10 protein-coding genes and 1 pseudogene are annotated in these 13,176 nt (G+C 74.3%); 7 read left to right on the forward strand and 4 right to left on the reverse strand.

The features are described 5' to 3' along the window. Positions 1-61: 61 nt before the first annotated feature. Complete coding sequence (locus tag NRO40_RS24570; protein ID WP_058940199.1) at positions 62-466, reverse strand: hypothetical protein; 405 nt, start codon at positions 464-466, stop codon at positions 62-64. A 532-nt stretch (positions 467-998) separates the two neighbouring features. On the opposite strand from NRO40_RS24570, the gene pcaDC reads away from it, so the two are divergent. The 4 genes from pcaDC (at position 999) to NRO40_RS24590 (ending at position 4,381) form a co-directional block, all read left to right on the forward strand. Continuing rightward, the gene (pcaDC, locus tag NRO40_RS24575; RefSeq protein WP_058940266.1) at positions 999-2,300 is read left to right on the forward strand and encodes a bifunctional 3-oxoadipate enol-lactonase/4-carboxymuconolactone decarboxylase PcaDC; all 1,302 of its coding nucleotides are present in this window, start codon (positions 999-1,001) and stop codon (positions 2,298-2,300) included. A 43-nt stretch (positions 2,301-2,343) separates the two neighbouring features. Next, positions 2,344-2,976 carry an MBL fold metallo-hydrolase gene (locus NRO40_RS24580; protein ID WP_058940198.1) on the forward strand — a complete coding sequence of 211 codons (633 nt, stop codon included), beginning with the start codon at positions 2,344-2,346 and terminating at the stop codon, positions 2,974-2,976. A 37-nt stretch (positions 2,977-3,013) separates the two neighbouring features. Continuing rightward, positions 3,014-3,793, forward strand: coding sequence for an exodeoxyribonuclease III (locus NRO40_RS24585; protein ID WP_058940197.1), 780 nt, complete (start codon positions 3,014-3,016; stop codon positions 3,791-3,793). Between the two features lie 144 nt (positions 3,794-3,937). Continuing rightward, on the forward strand, positions 3,938-4,381 hold the full coding sequence (locus NRO40_RS24590; RefSeq protein ID WP_058940196.1) for a DUF6278 family protein: 444 nt from the start codon (positions 3,938-3,940) through the stop codon (positions 4,379-4,381). Between the two features lie 365 nt (positions 4,382-4,746). Here NRO40_RS24590 and NRO40_RS24595 read toward each other — a convergent pair whose 3' ends face one another. The 3 genes and pseudogenes from NRO40_RS24595 to NRO40_RS24605 form a co-directional block, all read right to left on the reverse strand. Continuing rightward, entirely contained in the window at positions 4,747-6,351 is a 1,605-nt protein-coding gene (locus tag NRO40_RS24595) for an alpha/beta fold hydrolase (protein ID WP_058940195.1), read from the reverse strand. Between the two features lie 137 nt (positions 6,352-6,488). Then, positions 6,489-7,682 carry a L,D-transpeptidase gene (locus NRO40_RS24600; protein ID WP_058940194.1) on the reverse strand — a complete coding sequence of 398 codons (1,194 nt, stop codon included), beginning with the start codon at positions 7,680-7,682 and terminating at the stop codon, positions 6,489-6,491. A gap of 365 nt (positions 7,683-8,047) precedes the next feature. Then, positions 8,048-8,761: pseudogene (locus NRO40_RS24605) on the reverse strand (hypothetical protein); the annotation flags it as partial. An 81-nt stretch (positions 8,762-8,842) separates the two neighbouring features. Here NRO40_RS24605 and ggt point away from each other — a divergent pair. The 3 genes from ggt (at position 8,843) to NRO40_RS24620 (ending at position 13,153) form a co-directional block, all read left to right on the forward strand. Continuing rightward, positions 8,843-10,663, forward strand: a complete 1,821-nt coding sequence (gene ggt / locus NRO40_RS24610) for a gamma-glutamyltransferase (protein ID WP_058940193.1) — start codon at positions 8,843-8,845, stop codon at positions 10,661-10,663. Between the two features lie 349 nt (positions 10,664-11,012). After that, on the forward strand, positions 11,013-11,855 hold the full coding sequence (locus NRO40_RS24615) for a nitrilase-related carbon-nitrogen hydrolase (RefSeq protein WP_058940192.1): 843 nt from the start codon (positions 11,013-11,015) through the stop codon (positions 11,853-11,855). Beyond that, positions 11,852-13,153, forward strand: a complete 1,302-nt coding sequence (locus NRO40_RS24620) for an aspartate aminotransferase family protein (RefSeq protein ID WP_058940191.1) — start codon at positions 11,852-11,854, stop codon at positions 13,151-13,153. Before NRO40_RS24615 ends, NRO40_RS24620 begins: the two co-directional genes overlap by 4 nt. Positions 13,154-13,176: the final 23 nt, after the last annotated feature.

The following is a 13,176-nucleotide window of genomic DNA, read 5'->3' on the forward strand; positions in this document are numbered from 1 at the left end:
CCCCACCGCCCCCGGGTCGCGGGCATGCCGCGGACTCCCGGGACGGCGGGCGCGTGGAACGTCAGCTGTCCGGGGAGGACGGAGGGCCGCGGATGTACCGCGGGTCGTGGGTACCGCGGGGCGGGCCCCGCTCCTGGCACGGCCCGCAGGCCGCCACGCCGCGCAACGGCGCCGGCGGGAACGCGTCCACGGGCAGGGCCGCGGCGGGCGGCTCACCGGGCGGCCGTACGGTGTGCTCCCGGGCCGTCGTCCTCGGTGAGGCCGCGTCCGACACGGCGGAGTCCGGCGCGGGCCGGGCACCGGGGCGCACGACGTCGGCGCGTGCGGAAGCGGTGGGGAGCGCGACCGGACCGGCGGCGGCGTGGGCGGCCGGGGCCGTGCCGAACAGGACCAGGACCAGGGACCAGGCCGCCAGGAGCACGGACGGCAGGGCACCCGCGACGGTCAGGCGCGCACGTCTGCCCATCTCCGCCCCCGCCCCTGCCCTCGTCCCGTCGCGCCGCCGAACGCCGGTGCGACGGCCCACTGTAGCGAGACCCCGCGACAGGTACACGCCCCCGCGCGGTGCGCCCCCGGCCGGCGGACGGGACCGCCCCGACCCGTACCCGGACACGCGAGGAACCCCGTCGCGCGGGCGCCCGCGGCTCCCGCCCACCTTCCCTGGACCGGACCGGCGCGGGACAGCCGCCGGCGCCGACGGCCCCGAGGCCGGGGGGTCCTGAAGCCGGGGCCCGCTCGTGGCCGCACAGCCGGGAGGGCGATGCGGCGGGTTCCGCTTGTACGATGCCCGCGACGTGCTTGACGTGCCCCGTGGGCAGCGGGGTTCCGGATCGCGTCCCGCCCGGCGGGCGGGGCACACCGACGTCGTGACGACCGAGAAGGGATACGCCGGGACGGGCGTCGCGGACCTGCGCCCGGGGCAGCCGGGATTCGGGGCAGGCCCGCGGGAGCCCGGGCCCGTCGGTGGGGGAGAGCGTGGGATGTGGGAGCGTGAGCCGGTGAGTGAGACGACTGCGCGACGCCTGCAATACCGCTCGGACGGCCCGGAAGACGCCCCTGTCCTGGTCCTGGGGCCCTCCCTCGGGACCACCTGGCACATGTGGGACCGGCAGACGCCCGAGCTCACCGCGCGCTGGCGCGTCGTCCGGTTCGACCTGCCGGGGCACGGCGGCGCCCCCGCCGAACCCGTCTCCTCCGTCGGTGAGCTCGCCGACCGGCTGCTCGCCACCCTCGACGACCTCGGCGTCGCGCGCTTCGGGTACGCCGGGTCCGACCTCGGCGCCGCCGTCGGCGCGGACCTGGCCCTGCGCGCCCCGCAGCGCCTCGCCTCCCTCGCCCTCGTCGCCGCCTCGCCCCGCTTCGCGACCGCCGACGAATACCGACAGCGCGGGGTCGTCGTCCGCGCCAACGGGCTGGAGCCGATGGCGCGCCTCGCCCCCGGCCAGTGGTTCACCCAGACCTTCGCCGCCGCCCAGCCCGCCATCGTCGACTGGGCCGTGCAGATGGTCCGCACCACCCACGCCGGCTGCTACATCGCCGCGTGCGAGGCGCTCGCCACCTTCGACGTACGGGCCGACCTCGGCAGGATCGGCGTCCCGACGCTCGTCCTCGTCGGCGCCGACGACCGGGTCACCGGACCGGCCGAGGCGCGCACCCTCGTCGCGGGCATCCCCGACGCCCGGCTCGCGGTCGTCCCCGGCGCCGCCCACCTCGCCCCCGTCGAACAGCCGGCCGCCGTCACCGACCTGCTCGTACGGCACTTCTCCAGCGCCTGGCACGACACCCTGGCCGCCGTCCCCGTACCGCCCCAGGTCACCGCCGCCTTCACGCCCGCCCCCGCCGCGCCCCCCGGGGCCGTCCCCGCCGCGCAGCCCGTCGCCGCGCCGGCCGCCGCCCCGGAGCAGCCGCCCGCCCACCGCCCCGACCCGTACGACGAGGGCCTGCGGGTCCGCCGCGAGGTGCTCGGCGACGCCCACGTGGACCGCGCCCTCGCCGCCGCCGACGACTTCACCGGCGACTTCCAGGAGTTGGTGACCCGTTACGCCTGGGGCGAGGTGTGGACCCGCGACGGCCTCGACCGCCGCACCCGCAGCTGTGTCACCCTCACCGCCCTCGCCGCCCGCGGCCACCTCGACGAACTCGCCTTCCACACCCGAGCCGCCCTGCGCAACGGGCTGACCCCCGCCGAGATCCGCGAGGTGCTCCTCCAGACCGCCGTGTACTGCGGCGTCCCCGCGGCCAACTCCGCCTTCCGGGTGGCCGCCCGGGTCATCGCGGAGGAGACCACCCTCGAACCCTGACCTCCCGCCCACGGGACGCCCGGGACCGGGGCAGGATGGGCCCATGAAGCTGACGAAGAAAGCCCACGCCTGCGTACGGCTGGAGAAGGACGGACGGACCCTCGTCATCGACCCGGGCGGGTTCAGCGAGGAGGACGCGGCGCTCGGCGCCGACGCGATCCTCGTCACCCACGAACACGCCGACCACTTCGACGAGGGACGGCTGCGCGCCGGCCTGGAGGCCGACCCGGCCGCCGAGATCTGGACGCTCCGCAGCGTCGCCGAGCAGCTGGCCGCCGCCTTCCCCGGCCGGGTCCACACCGTCGGCCACGGGGACACCTTCACCGCCGCCGGCTTCGAGGTGGAGGTGCACGGCGAACTCCACGCGGTCATCCACCCGGACATCCCGCGCGTCACCAACGTCGGCTACCTCATCGACGGGTCCGTCTTCCACCCCGGCGACGCGCTGACCGTTCCCGAGCGGCCCGTGGACACGCTGTTCCTGCCGGTCATGGCACCGTGGAACAAGATCAGCGAGGTGATCGACTACGTGCGGGAGGTGAAGCCGCGGCAGGCCATCGACGTCCACGACGCGCTGCTCACGCCGCTCGCCCGGCCGATCTACGACCGGCAGATCGGCGCCCTCGGCGGGACCGACCACCGGCGGCTGACGGCCGGGGCGTACACCGAGCTGTGAGGGCGGGCTGTCGGACCCCGCCGTTAGGCTGTCCGACATGCGTATCGCCACCTGGAACGTCAACTCGATCACCGCTCGGCTGCCGCGTCTGCTGGCCTGGCTGGAGAGCAGCGGCACGGACGTGCTGTGCGTCCAGGAGACCAAGTGCACCGCCGAGCAGTTCCCCGCCGCGGAGCTGCGGGAGCTGGGCTACGAGTCGGCGGTGAACGCCACCGGCCGGTGGAACGGCGTGGCCGTGGTCTCCCGGGTCGGCCTCGACGACGTCGTGCGCGGCCTGCCCGGGGGGCCCGAGTACGAGGGCGTGCAGGAGCCGCGGGCGATCTCCGCGACCTGCGGCCCCGTGCGGGTCTGGTCGGTGTACGTGCCGAACGGCCGCGAGGTCGCCCACGACCACTACGCGTACAAGCTGCGCTGGCTGGAGGCGCTGAAGGGAGCCGTCGCCGAGGACGCGGCGGGCCCCCGGCCCTTCGCCGTGCTCGGCGACTTCAACATCGCCCCGACCGACGACGACGTCTTCGACCGCTCCCTCTTCGAGGGGTCGACCCACGTCACCGAGCCCGAGCGCGCCGCCCTGGAGGGGCTGCGCGGGGCGGGCCTGGCCGACGTCGTCCCGCGCCCCCTGAAGTACGACCACCCGTACACGTACTGGGACTACCGCCAGCTCTGCTTCCCGAAGAACCGCGGCATGCGGATCGACCTGGTCTACGGGAACGAGCCGTTCGCCTCGGCGGTCGGCGACAGCTACGTGGACCGCGAGGAGCGCAAGGGCAAGGGCGCGTCCGACCACGCCCCGGTCGTCGTGGACCTGAAGCTCTGAGGGCGAGCGCCTCCGCGGGCCCCCGCCGCCCCGAGGGCGCGCGTGGGCGCGGCGGGCCGGCATGACCCGGGAGGGGTGTTTCCCCGGGGCCGTCCGGCGCGTGCCCAGTGGTGCGCCGGGCGCGCGGAGTGCGACGCTGGCGGTATGAACATCCCCTTCCTGGACTCCTGGCGCAGACGGCGCGGCGGCGAGCGGACCACGGTGCTCGTCTCCGCCTTCGAGCGCGACCCGGAGGGTGCCGCCGGTCTGCTCGCCGAGTGCGCGCTGCTGCGCGCCCGGGCCCAGGAGGCGGGTGTTCTCCTCGACGACACGCCCCGCTCGCTGGAGGCGCTCGACCAACTGCCGCCGCGCTGGCGGGAGGACCCCGAGGAGCTGCCGTGGGTGGGCAACGACGCCGGGCTCTACCTGGGCACGGTCATCGTGCGCACGGTGCCGGGCGCCGTGTGGGACGTGCTCCCCGGCGGCCGGGCCGTCGTCCGGCTCGCCTCCGGGCGGGAGATCGACGTCGTCGGGGCGGGACTCGACTGGGCGATCACCGGCTCCCCGCAGCTCTCCCAGACGTACGGCGAGGCCGCCGAGGGGAGGTAGGGCGATGGGCGTTCCGCCCGTATCGCCCCGCTTCATCATCCAATACCGCTAATGCACGATATCCGTGTCGGGCGGTGAAGTGCCTTGTTCCGCTGGATAGTTTGCCTTGACCTCGACACCTGGGAATGGGGCAGGCAGCGCATGGCCGACGGGCGCACCGTGGAGTACCGCACCCCCGTGGAAGTCCGCCCCTCCGGGTCGGGCCGCCGGGCGCGGGGCGTCCCCTGCCCGATCCCCGCCCGCTGAGCGGGCCCGGGGCCCCGGCCGCGCGCGCCCGCGCGCCGACCGGGCCGACGGACGCCGCCGCCCCTCCTGCGGAGGGGAGGGGCGGCGCGGGGCCGAGCCCGCCCGGCAGCGGCCGGTGATCACTCCTCGCGCAGCGGGACCGACACGTACGAGGGGTCGGACGGCGGCGAGGAGAAGGTCAGCCGCGCGCCGGACGGGTTGTGCTCGATGTAGAGGGGGTCGACGGTGTCGACGACCAGGGCGAGCCGGTGTCCGGCGGGGACGTCGTACGAGGTCGAGAAGAGCTCCAGGTCCACCGCGAACGGCCGGCCCGGCGTCTTGTCGTGGAAGGTGAAGGGGGCGTTGCTGACCAGCTTCCCGAGGCCGAGCGGGCCCACGTCGTACAGGTAGGCGACGAGGGTGCCGCTGGAGGCGGTGCTGGTGACCGTCGTGTGCAGCTTCGCCGTCCCCCGGACCCGCTGCACGGAGCCGTACCGCTCGGACTGCCAGACGGCGGCGTAGGAGCGCGGCAGGAGGGGGATCGAGGCGGTGGGCGGGAGCTTGAGGAACTGGTCGAGCAGGTTGGAGAGCATCAGGACGCCGCCGTTGGCGCCGGAGTCGACGTTCGCGCGCACCCCCTGTGTGTCGGTGAGCGGGATCCTGCGCTCGTCCGCGCCGACCGACGTCCAGCTCGCGTAGCCCTCGTAGCCGCCGCCCGTCCGCGACCTGAGCTGGACGGGCTGCTCGCGGTCGATGCCGTTGTCGACGCCCTTGAGGTGGTGGTCGAACCAGCGGTGGGCGTTGGTCCAGGTGTCGTTGGGCAGGCCGAGCAGGCCCGTGGCCTCGGCGGTGGCGTGGTCGCCGGGGCGCAGCTCCAGGCGCTTGGGACCGGTGAGCTTCTCGTAGAAGGACGCGTACTGGTTGGGCGGGAAGATCGTGTCGCCCCAGGCGTTGCCGAGCATGACGGCGGTGCCGTTGGCGTTGATCCGGTCCACCTGGAACGCCGGGGAGCGCTTGGCGCCCCACGCGATCATCTCGTCCTCCTGGTCGAGATCGGAGGCGAGGAAGTCCTTGAGGACCTGCTGGAGTTCGGGGCTCGGGCGGCCGGTGAGGAGGCCGGTGCCGCCGAGCATCGCGGCGGCCTGGAGGTGCTGGGTGCGGCCGCTGTAGATGGAGTCGATGAGATCGGCCCAGCCGCTCATCGCGACGACCGCCTTGACGCGCTCGTCGTTCGCGGCGGCGAGGAGGCTGATGCCGGCGCCGTAGCTGACGCCGGCCATGCCGATGCGCTCGGGATCGGCGGGGGTGTGGGCCAGCGCCCAGTCGATGACCTTGGAGGCGTCGGCGATGTCCGGCGGGCCGGCGACCTCGATGTTCCCGCCGGACTGCCAGAAGCCGCGGGAGTTGTAACTGACCACGACGTAACCGGCGTCGGCGAGCTTCCGCGCCTGCGCGAGGTACTCGATCTGCGGCATGGACCAACTGGTGGGCAGGACGACCAGCGGGTGGCGGCGGGTCGCGTCGGCGCCCGCCGGCGTGACGACGTTGGCCTTGAGGACGGTGCCCCCGTCGCCGACGATGTCGACGAAACGGATCCCGGCCGCGGCGGTGGAGGCGGCGGAGGGGGCGGCGTCGGCGGTCCCGGCCGACGCCGCCGGGGCGAGCCCGAAGGCCGCCCCGGTCACCAGGACGGCCGCGGCCGTACCGGCGGCCGCGGCCCGCTTGGCTGAGCGCACGTGTCCCACGGGTCACTCCTCACTCGCGTGTCACGCGTGGTCGAAAGTGAACCGAAGGTATCCGCCCATGCTTACCCGGGGTAACTCCCTGGTAAGTTACGTGACGGTAACAATTGGTGGCGGGGTGCGGCCGGCCGCCCGCCCGGTCAGCGCAGCGCGCTCTTCGCCTGCCACTCGCTCCAGGAGAGGTTCCACTCGCCGTAGCCGTTGTTGAGGGCCTGCGTCCCCTTGGCGTCCTCGCCCTCGATCTCGAACGGGTCGCCGACCTGCACCTGCTCGTACACCCACCGGGCGTTGCCGTCGGTCATGCCGATGCAGCCGGAGCTGCGGTTGGCGCTGCCCATGTACTTGGCGTTCCACGGCGCGGCGTGCGCGTACATGCCCGACCAGGTGAGCCGCATCGAGTAGTCGACCATCTTGTCGTAGGCGTCGCCGAGGCCCACCGTCTCGGAGCGCATGTTGATGGTGCCCTCCTTCGACATCAGGACGGTCTTGCCCCGCCACGACGCCTTCTCGCCACCCGGCGTGCCGGCCGACATCGGGACGTCCCTGACGACCCGGCCGTCGCGCAGCAGCTTCAGGCGGTGTCCGTCCAGGTCGACCTTGACGACCTGGTTCCGGCCGATGGTGAAGTTCGTGGTGTAGTCCCGGACGAACCAGCCGCCGTCGGCCCCGGAGTCCACGCCGTTGAGGCGGGCGTCCAGGGTGACCTTGGTGCCGGACTTCCAGTACTCCTTCGGCCGCCAGTCGACCCGGTCCTTGCCGGACCAGTCCTGCATCCAGCCCCACGAGCCCTCGGTGCCGTTCGAGGTGGTGACCTTGAGGGCCTTCTCCACCGCCGCCTTGTCCTTGACCGGGTGGTCGAAGACGATCGACAGCGGCTGGGCTATGCCGACCGTGGTGTTCTTCCCCGGGGCGAGGGTGAGCTTGTTGACCTTCTCCGGGGCGGCGGTGGCGAAGTCGGCCTTGGCGCTGCCGCCGTTCGCGTCGCGCGCCTCGACGGTGTAACCGGTGCCGGGGGCCGCGTTGCGGACCGACGTCCAGGACCTGCCGTCCGTGGACACCTTGCCCTCCAGCGTGGCGCCCTTCGAGTCGGTCACCGTCACCTGGGCGAGCTTGCCGTCGGCGAGGGTGACCCGGACCGGGCTGCCGGGCTTCGCCTGCTTGCCCGTCAGGTTCACGGAGATGCGCGTCTCCGGCTTGGCCTTGCCGTCCCCGCCGGCACCGCCGGTCGAGGAGCCGCTGCCGCCGCCCGAGCACGCGGTCAGGGCCGCGGTCAGAACCGCGGTACCGGCGAGGGCGGTGGTGCGGAGCGTGGTGCGGGCACGTGTGCGGCTCAACGGGAAATCCTCCGATACGTTCGTCTTCCCTGGGTGAGAGGGCGAACGACCGGTTCGGGTTGCGGGGCGAGCGGGTATTTCCGGAACGCCGGATGTGACGCGCCCGACACCGCGCGCCGCGGGGGCGCCGGGGCGCGTGCGGGTAACGGACGTGCCACGACGCGGTCCTCACCCGATGACGATGTGCCCGGCCGCCCGGGACCGCCCGTCGCTCAGGGGGCGTCGGCGGTCCGGGCGGCGGCGCGGTCCGGGCCCGGGTCCTCGTCCCCTGCCGTCGCCGCGCCCGCCGTCGTCCCCGCCGCCGGGGCACCAGCCGCCGGGGCACCAGCCGGGGCATCCGCCGCATCGGCGGGCGCGGCCGGATCGGGGTCGGGGGCGGGCGCCGGGTCCAGGGCCGCCGCCGTCACGTCGGCCACCAGTTCGACCACGTCGGGACCGTACGCCTGCGAGTTGACCACCTTCAGCAGCAGGACGAACGGGCGGCGCCCGTGCTCGCGCGCCAGCTGCTCGTGGTGGCGGACCAGGTAGCGGGTGGCCGCCTGGTTCGTTATGGCCCGCTGCCCGCAGAAGAGGAACACCGGGTGCCGGCCCTCCCCGGCGGTGAGCCGCGCGAGGACGACGTACTCGCTGAGGCCCAGCTCCGCCCGGTACTCCCGCGTGCCGAACCGGTAGACGTCCGGCTTCTTCCCCGGGCCCTCCACGAGCCGCATGCCCGGCAGGAGCGTGCGCAGGTGCGCGGCCATGCGCCGGTTGGAGGTCGGGCCGCCGAGGCAGAACTCCGTGCGGTCCCCGAACCCCTGCACCGCCTGGTCGTGGCGGACGATGCGGGCGTGCGCGTCGCAGTCCCGGATCAGCGCGGACAGCTCCAGCAGCGCGAACACGTCGTTGCGGTGGACGCCGTCCCCGCCGGCCTCGCGGTTCACCACGAGCAGGCACTCCGCGTTGCCCGGCAGCCCGAAGAAGCCCTGCTTGCGGCGGAGCCGGCGCCGGGTGAGCGCCGTGCGGGCCAGCCATCCGAGTGACGCGCTGAGCCCACTGGCGGCCACGCCGAGCACGATGTTCCACAGGTCGTCGTCCATGGGCGCGCATGCTAGCGGTCCTGGTACCGCGGGCGGTGTGAAGTTACGCTGCGCGGACGGCCGTTGACTGGAGGAGCCCGCATGCGTCGGTCCACCGTACGGAACGTCTCCCTCGCCGCCGTCGCCGCGACGGTGCTCGCCGTCGGCGGGGCGGCACCGCCGACGGGGGCGGCCGTCGCGGCGCCGCCACCGGCGCCGGCGAAGGAGGCGGTCGCCGCCGGCTACGGGGGCGCCGTGTCCAGCGTGGACGCCGACGCGTCCGCCGCCGGGATCGAGGTCCTGCGCCGCGGCGGCAACGCCGTGGACGCCGCCGTCGCGACCGCCGCCGCCCTCGGCGTCACCGAGCCCTACTCGGCGGGCATCGGCGGCGGCGGGTACTTCGTGTACTACGACGCCCGCACCCGCGCCGTCCACACCGTCGACGGGCGCGAGACCGCCCCCCGCTCGGCCGACGCCTCCCTCTTCCTGGAGGACGGCGAGCCGATCCCCTTCGCGGAGGGCATGACCAGCGGCCTGGGCGTCGGTACCCCCGGCACCCCCGCCACCTGGGACACCGTCCTGGACACCTGGGGCAGCAAACCGCTGGGGGAGCTGCTGCGCCCCGCCGTACGGCTGGCCCGGGACGGCTTCGTCGTGGACGGCACCTTCCGCGCCCAGACACGGGACAACGAGGAGCGCTTCCGGGACTTCCCGGCGAGCGCGGAGCTGTTCCTGCCGGGCGGGGCCCTCCCCGCCGTCGGCTCCACCCTGCGCAACCCCGACCTCGCCCGCACGTACGAGGAGCTGGGCCGCCACGGCGGCGCGGCGCTCTACCGGGGCGGCCTGGCCCGCGACATCGTCCGCACCGTCCGCACCCCGCCCGTGCGCGCCGGCGCGACGCGGACCGTCCGGCCCGGCGACCTGACGGTCCGTGACCTCGCGGCGTACGAGACGCTGCGGCGCCGCCCCACGAAGACCGAGTACCGCGGCCTCGACGTGTACGGGATGGCGCCGTCGTCGTCGGGCGGCACCACGGTCGCCGAGGCGCTCAACATCCTGGAGCGCGGGAACCTCGCGGGCGCGTCGCCGCAGACGTACCTGCACCGTCTGATCGAGGCGAGCCGGATCGCGTTCGCGGACCGCGGCCGGTGGGTGGGTGACCCGGCGTTCGAGGACGTGCCGGTCAAGGGGCTCCTGTCGCAGCGGTTCGCCGACGCGCGTGCCTGCCTCGTCCGTGACGACCGGGCCCTGACCAGCCCGCTCGCCCCGGGCGACCCGCGCGACCCCGAGCCGTGCGCGGCGGGCGGGACGGCGGCGCCCACGACGTACGAGGGGGAGAACACCACGCACCTGACGGTCGCCGACCGGTGGGGCAACGTCGTCGCGTACACCCTGACCATCGAGTCGACCGGCGGCAGCGGCATCACCGTGCCGGGCCGCGGCTTCCTCCTCAACAACGAGCTGACGGACTTCTCCTTCGCCCCGGCGAACCCGGCGGTCCACGACCCCAACCTCCCGGGGCCCGGCAAGCGGCCGCGCTCCTCCATGTCCCCGACGATCGTCCTGGACCGCCACGACCGGCCGGTCCTGGCCCTCGGCTCCCCCGGCGGCGCCACCATCATCACCACCGTCCTGCAGACCCTGACGGGCGTCGTCGACCGCCGGCTGCCGCTCGTCGACGCGATCGCCGCCCCGCGCGCCAGCCAGCGCAACCAGCCCGTCACCGACCTCGAACCCGCTCTGTACCGCAGTGCGCTGCGGGCCCGCCTCGCCGCCCTGGGCCACGCCTTCCGCGAGAACCCCGAGATCGGCGCGGCCACCGGCGTCCAGCGCCTCCCCGACGGCCGCTGGCTGGCGGCCGCCGAGCGCACCCGGCGCGGCGGCGGGGCGGCGATGGTGGTGCGCCCGGCGGGGCGCCCGTAACACCCCGCCCGCGCCCCCGACCGCGCACGGCTGCCCCGAACCGCGCACGGCTGCTCCCGGCGCCCGCGCGGCGCCCCCGAGCCCGCGCGGCGTTCGTCGGCCCGCGCGACGGTCCGCACCCCCGAGCCGGATCCGGGGGTCCGGACCGCCGCACGGAACACCGTCCGGCGTCGTTCGGAAACGCGTCCGTTGTGGACCACTTGGGTGTGAAACGTGATCGACTCCGGCTGTTGACGGCGGCGGTCTTGCTCCGCGATGTGACGAGGCTTACGTTCTCCTCCTACGTCTCCTCCCACGTACCGCTCTACGTGCGTAGAGGCTCATCGACGCCGTGCCGAAGGAGCAGCCCATGTCCCACACCGTGCGCGCCGCGCTCGTCCAGGCCTCCTGGACCGGCGACACCGAATCGATGATCGCCAAGCACGAGGAGCACGCCCGCGAGGCCGCCCGCCAGGGGGCGCGGGTGATCGGCTTCCAGGAGGTGTTCAACGCCCCGTACTTCTGCCAGGAGCAGGACGTCGACCACTACGGCTGGGCCGAGCCCGTACCCGACGGCCCCACCGTCAGCCGCATGCGCGACCTCGCCCGCGAGACCGGCATGGTCGTGGTCGCCCCGGTCTTCGAGGTCGAGGGCCCCGGCCTCTACTACAACACCGCCGCCGTCATCGACGCCGACGGCACCTACCTCGGCAAGTACCGCAAGCACCACATCCCGCAGCTCAAGGGCTTCTACGAGAAGTTCTACTTCCGCCCCGGCAACCTCGGCTGGCCCGTCTTCGACACGGCCGTCGGCCGCGTCGGCGTCTACATCTGCTACGACCGCCACTTCCCCGAAGGATGGCGGCAACTCGGCCTCAACGGAGCACAGTTGGTGTACAACCCGTCGGCCACGCACCGCAGCCTCTCCTCCCACCTGTGGCAGCTGGAGCAACCCGCGGCAGCCGTCGCCAACGAGTACTTCGTCGCCGCGATCAACCGCGTCGGCCGGGAGCACTACGGGGACAACGACTTCTACGGCACCAGCTACTTCGTCGACCCGCGCGGCCGCCTCGTCGGCGAGGCCGGGTCCGACAAGGAGGACGAACTCCTCGTGCGGGACCTCGACTTCGACCTCATCGACGACGTGCGCCAACAGTGGGCGTTCTACCGCGACCGCCGGCCCGACGCGTACGAGGGGCTGGTGCGGCCGTGAACCACCCCCACGCGCACCGGCAGCTCCACGACCGCCACCGGGCCGTCCTGCCCGACTGGCTGTCCCTCTACTACGACGACCCCGTCGAGATCACCCACGGCGAGGGCCGCCACGTCTGGGACGCCGAGGGCAACCGCTACCTCGACTTCTTCGGCGGGATCCTCACCACCATGACCGCCCACGCCCTCCCCGAGGTCACCAAGGCCGTCGCCGAGCAGGCCGGGCGGATCATCCACTCGTCCACGCTCTACCTCAACCGCCCGATGGTGGAGCTCGCCGAGCGCGTCGCCGCCCTCTCCGGCATCCCCGACGCCCGCGTCTTCTTCACCACCTCCGGCACCGAGGCGAACGACACCGCGCTCCTCCTCGCCACCGCGTACCGCCGCACCAACCAGATCCTGGCGATGCGCAACAGCTACCACGGCCGCTCCTTCTCCACCGTCTCCGTCACCGGCAACCGCGCCTGGGCCACCACCGGCCTCTCCCCGCTGCGCACGCTGTACGTGCACGGCGCCGTCCGCGGCCGCGGCCCCTTCGCCCACCTGTCCGACGCGGACTTCACCGCCGCCTGCGTCGCCGACCTGGAGGACCTGATCGGGCACACCGGCGACGTCGCCGCGCTCATCGCCGAACCCATCCAGGGCGTCGGCGGCTTCACCTCGCCCCCCGACGGGCTGTACGCCGCGTTCCGCGAGGTGCTGCGGCGCCACGGCATCCTCTGGATCAGCGACGAGGTGCAGACCGGGTGGGGCCGCACCGGCGAGCACTTCTGGGGCTGGCAGGCCCACGCCGCCGCCGGCCCGCCGGACCTCCTCACCTTCGCCAAGGGCATCGGCAACGGCATGTCCGTCGGCGGGGTCGTCGCCCGCGCCGAGGTGATGAACTGCCTGAGCGCCAACTCGATCTCCACCTTCGGCGGCTCCCCGGTCACCATGGCCGCGGGCCTCGCCAACCTCACCTACCTCCTCGAACACGACCTCCAGGGCAACGCCCGGCGCGTCGGCGGCCTCCTCGCCGAGCGGCTGCGCGCCATCGCCGCGGGCGTCGACCGGGTACGGGAGGTGCGCGGCCGGGGTCTGATGCTCGGCGTCGAACTGGCCGACCCGCACACCGGCGCCGCCGACCCGGGGGCCGCCGCGGCCGTCCTGGAGGCCGCCCGGGAACGCGGGCTGCTCATCGGCAAGGGGGGCGGCCACGACACCAGCGTCCTGCGCGTCGCGCCGCCGCTGTCGCTCACCGTCGCCGAGGCCGAGGAGGGCGCCGCCCTGCTCGAACAGGCCCTCCACACCATCCGGTAAGCCACCCACCCGCACGCAAGGGG

Origin of the sequence: Streptomyces changanensis (genome assembly GCF_024600715.1) — a bacterium.
In the GTDB taxonomy this organism is placed as follows: Bacteria; Actinomycetota; Actinomycetes; order Streptomycetales; family Streptomycetaceae; genus Streptomyces; species Streptomyces changanensis.

Bases quoted from the DNA above. Each gene is read 5' to 3' on its own strand.
- NRO40_RS24580 (WP_058940198.1), top strand. From the start codon at position 2,344: ATGAAGCTGACGAAGAAAGCCCACGCCTGCGTACGGCTGGAGAAGGAC.
- NRO40_RS24585 (WP_058940197.1), top strand. From the start codon at position 3,014: ATGCGTATCGCCACCTGGAACGTCAACTCGATCACCGCTCGGCTGCCG.
- NRO40_RS24590 (WP_058940196.1), top strand. From the start codon at position 3,938: ATGAACATCCCCTTCCTGGACTCCTGGCGCAGACGGCGCGGCGGCGAG.
- ggt (WP_058940193.1), top strand. From the start codon at position 8,843: ATGCGTCGGTCCACCGTACGGAACGTCTCCCTCGCCGCCGTCGCCGCG.
- NRO40_RS24570 (WP_058940199.1), bottom strand. From the start codon at position 466: ATGGGCAGACGTGCGCGCCTGACCGTCGCGGGTGCCCTGCCGTCCGTG.
- NRO40_RS24615 (WP_058940192.1), top strand. From the start codon at position 11,013: ATGTCCCACACCGTGCGCGCCGCGCTCGTCCAGGCCTCCTGGACCGGC.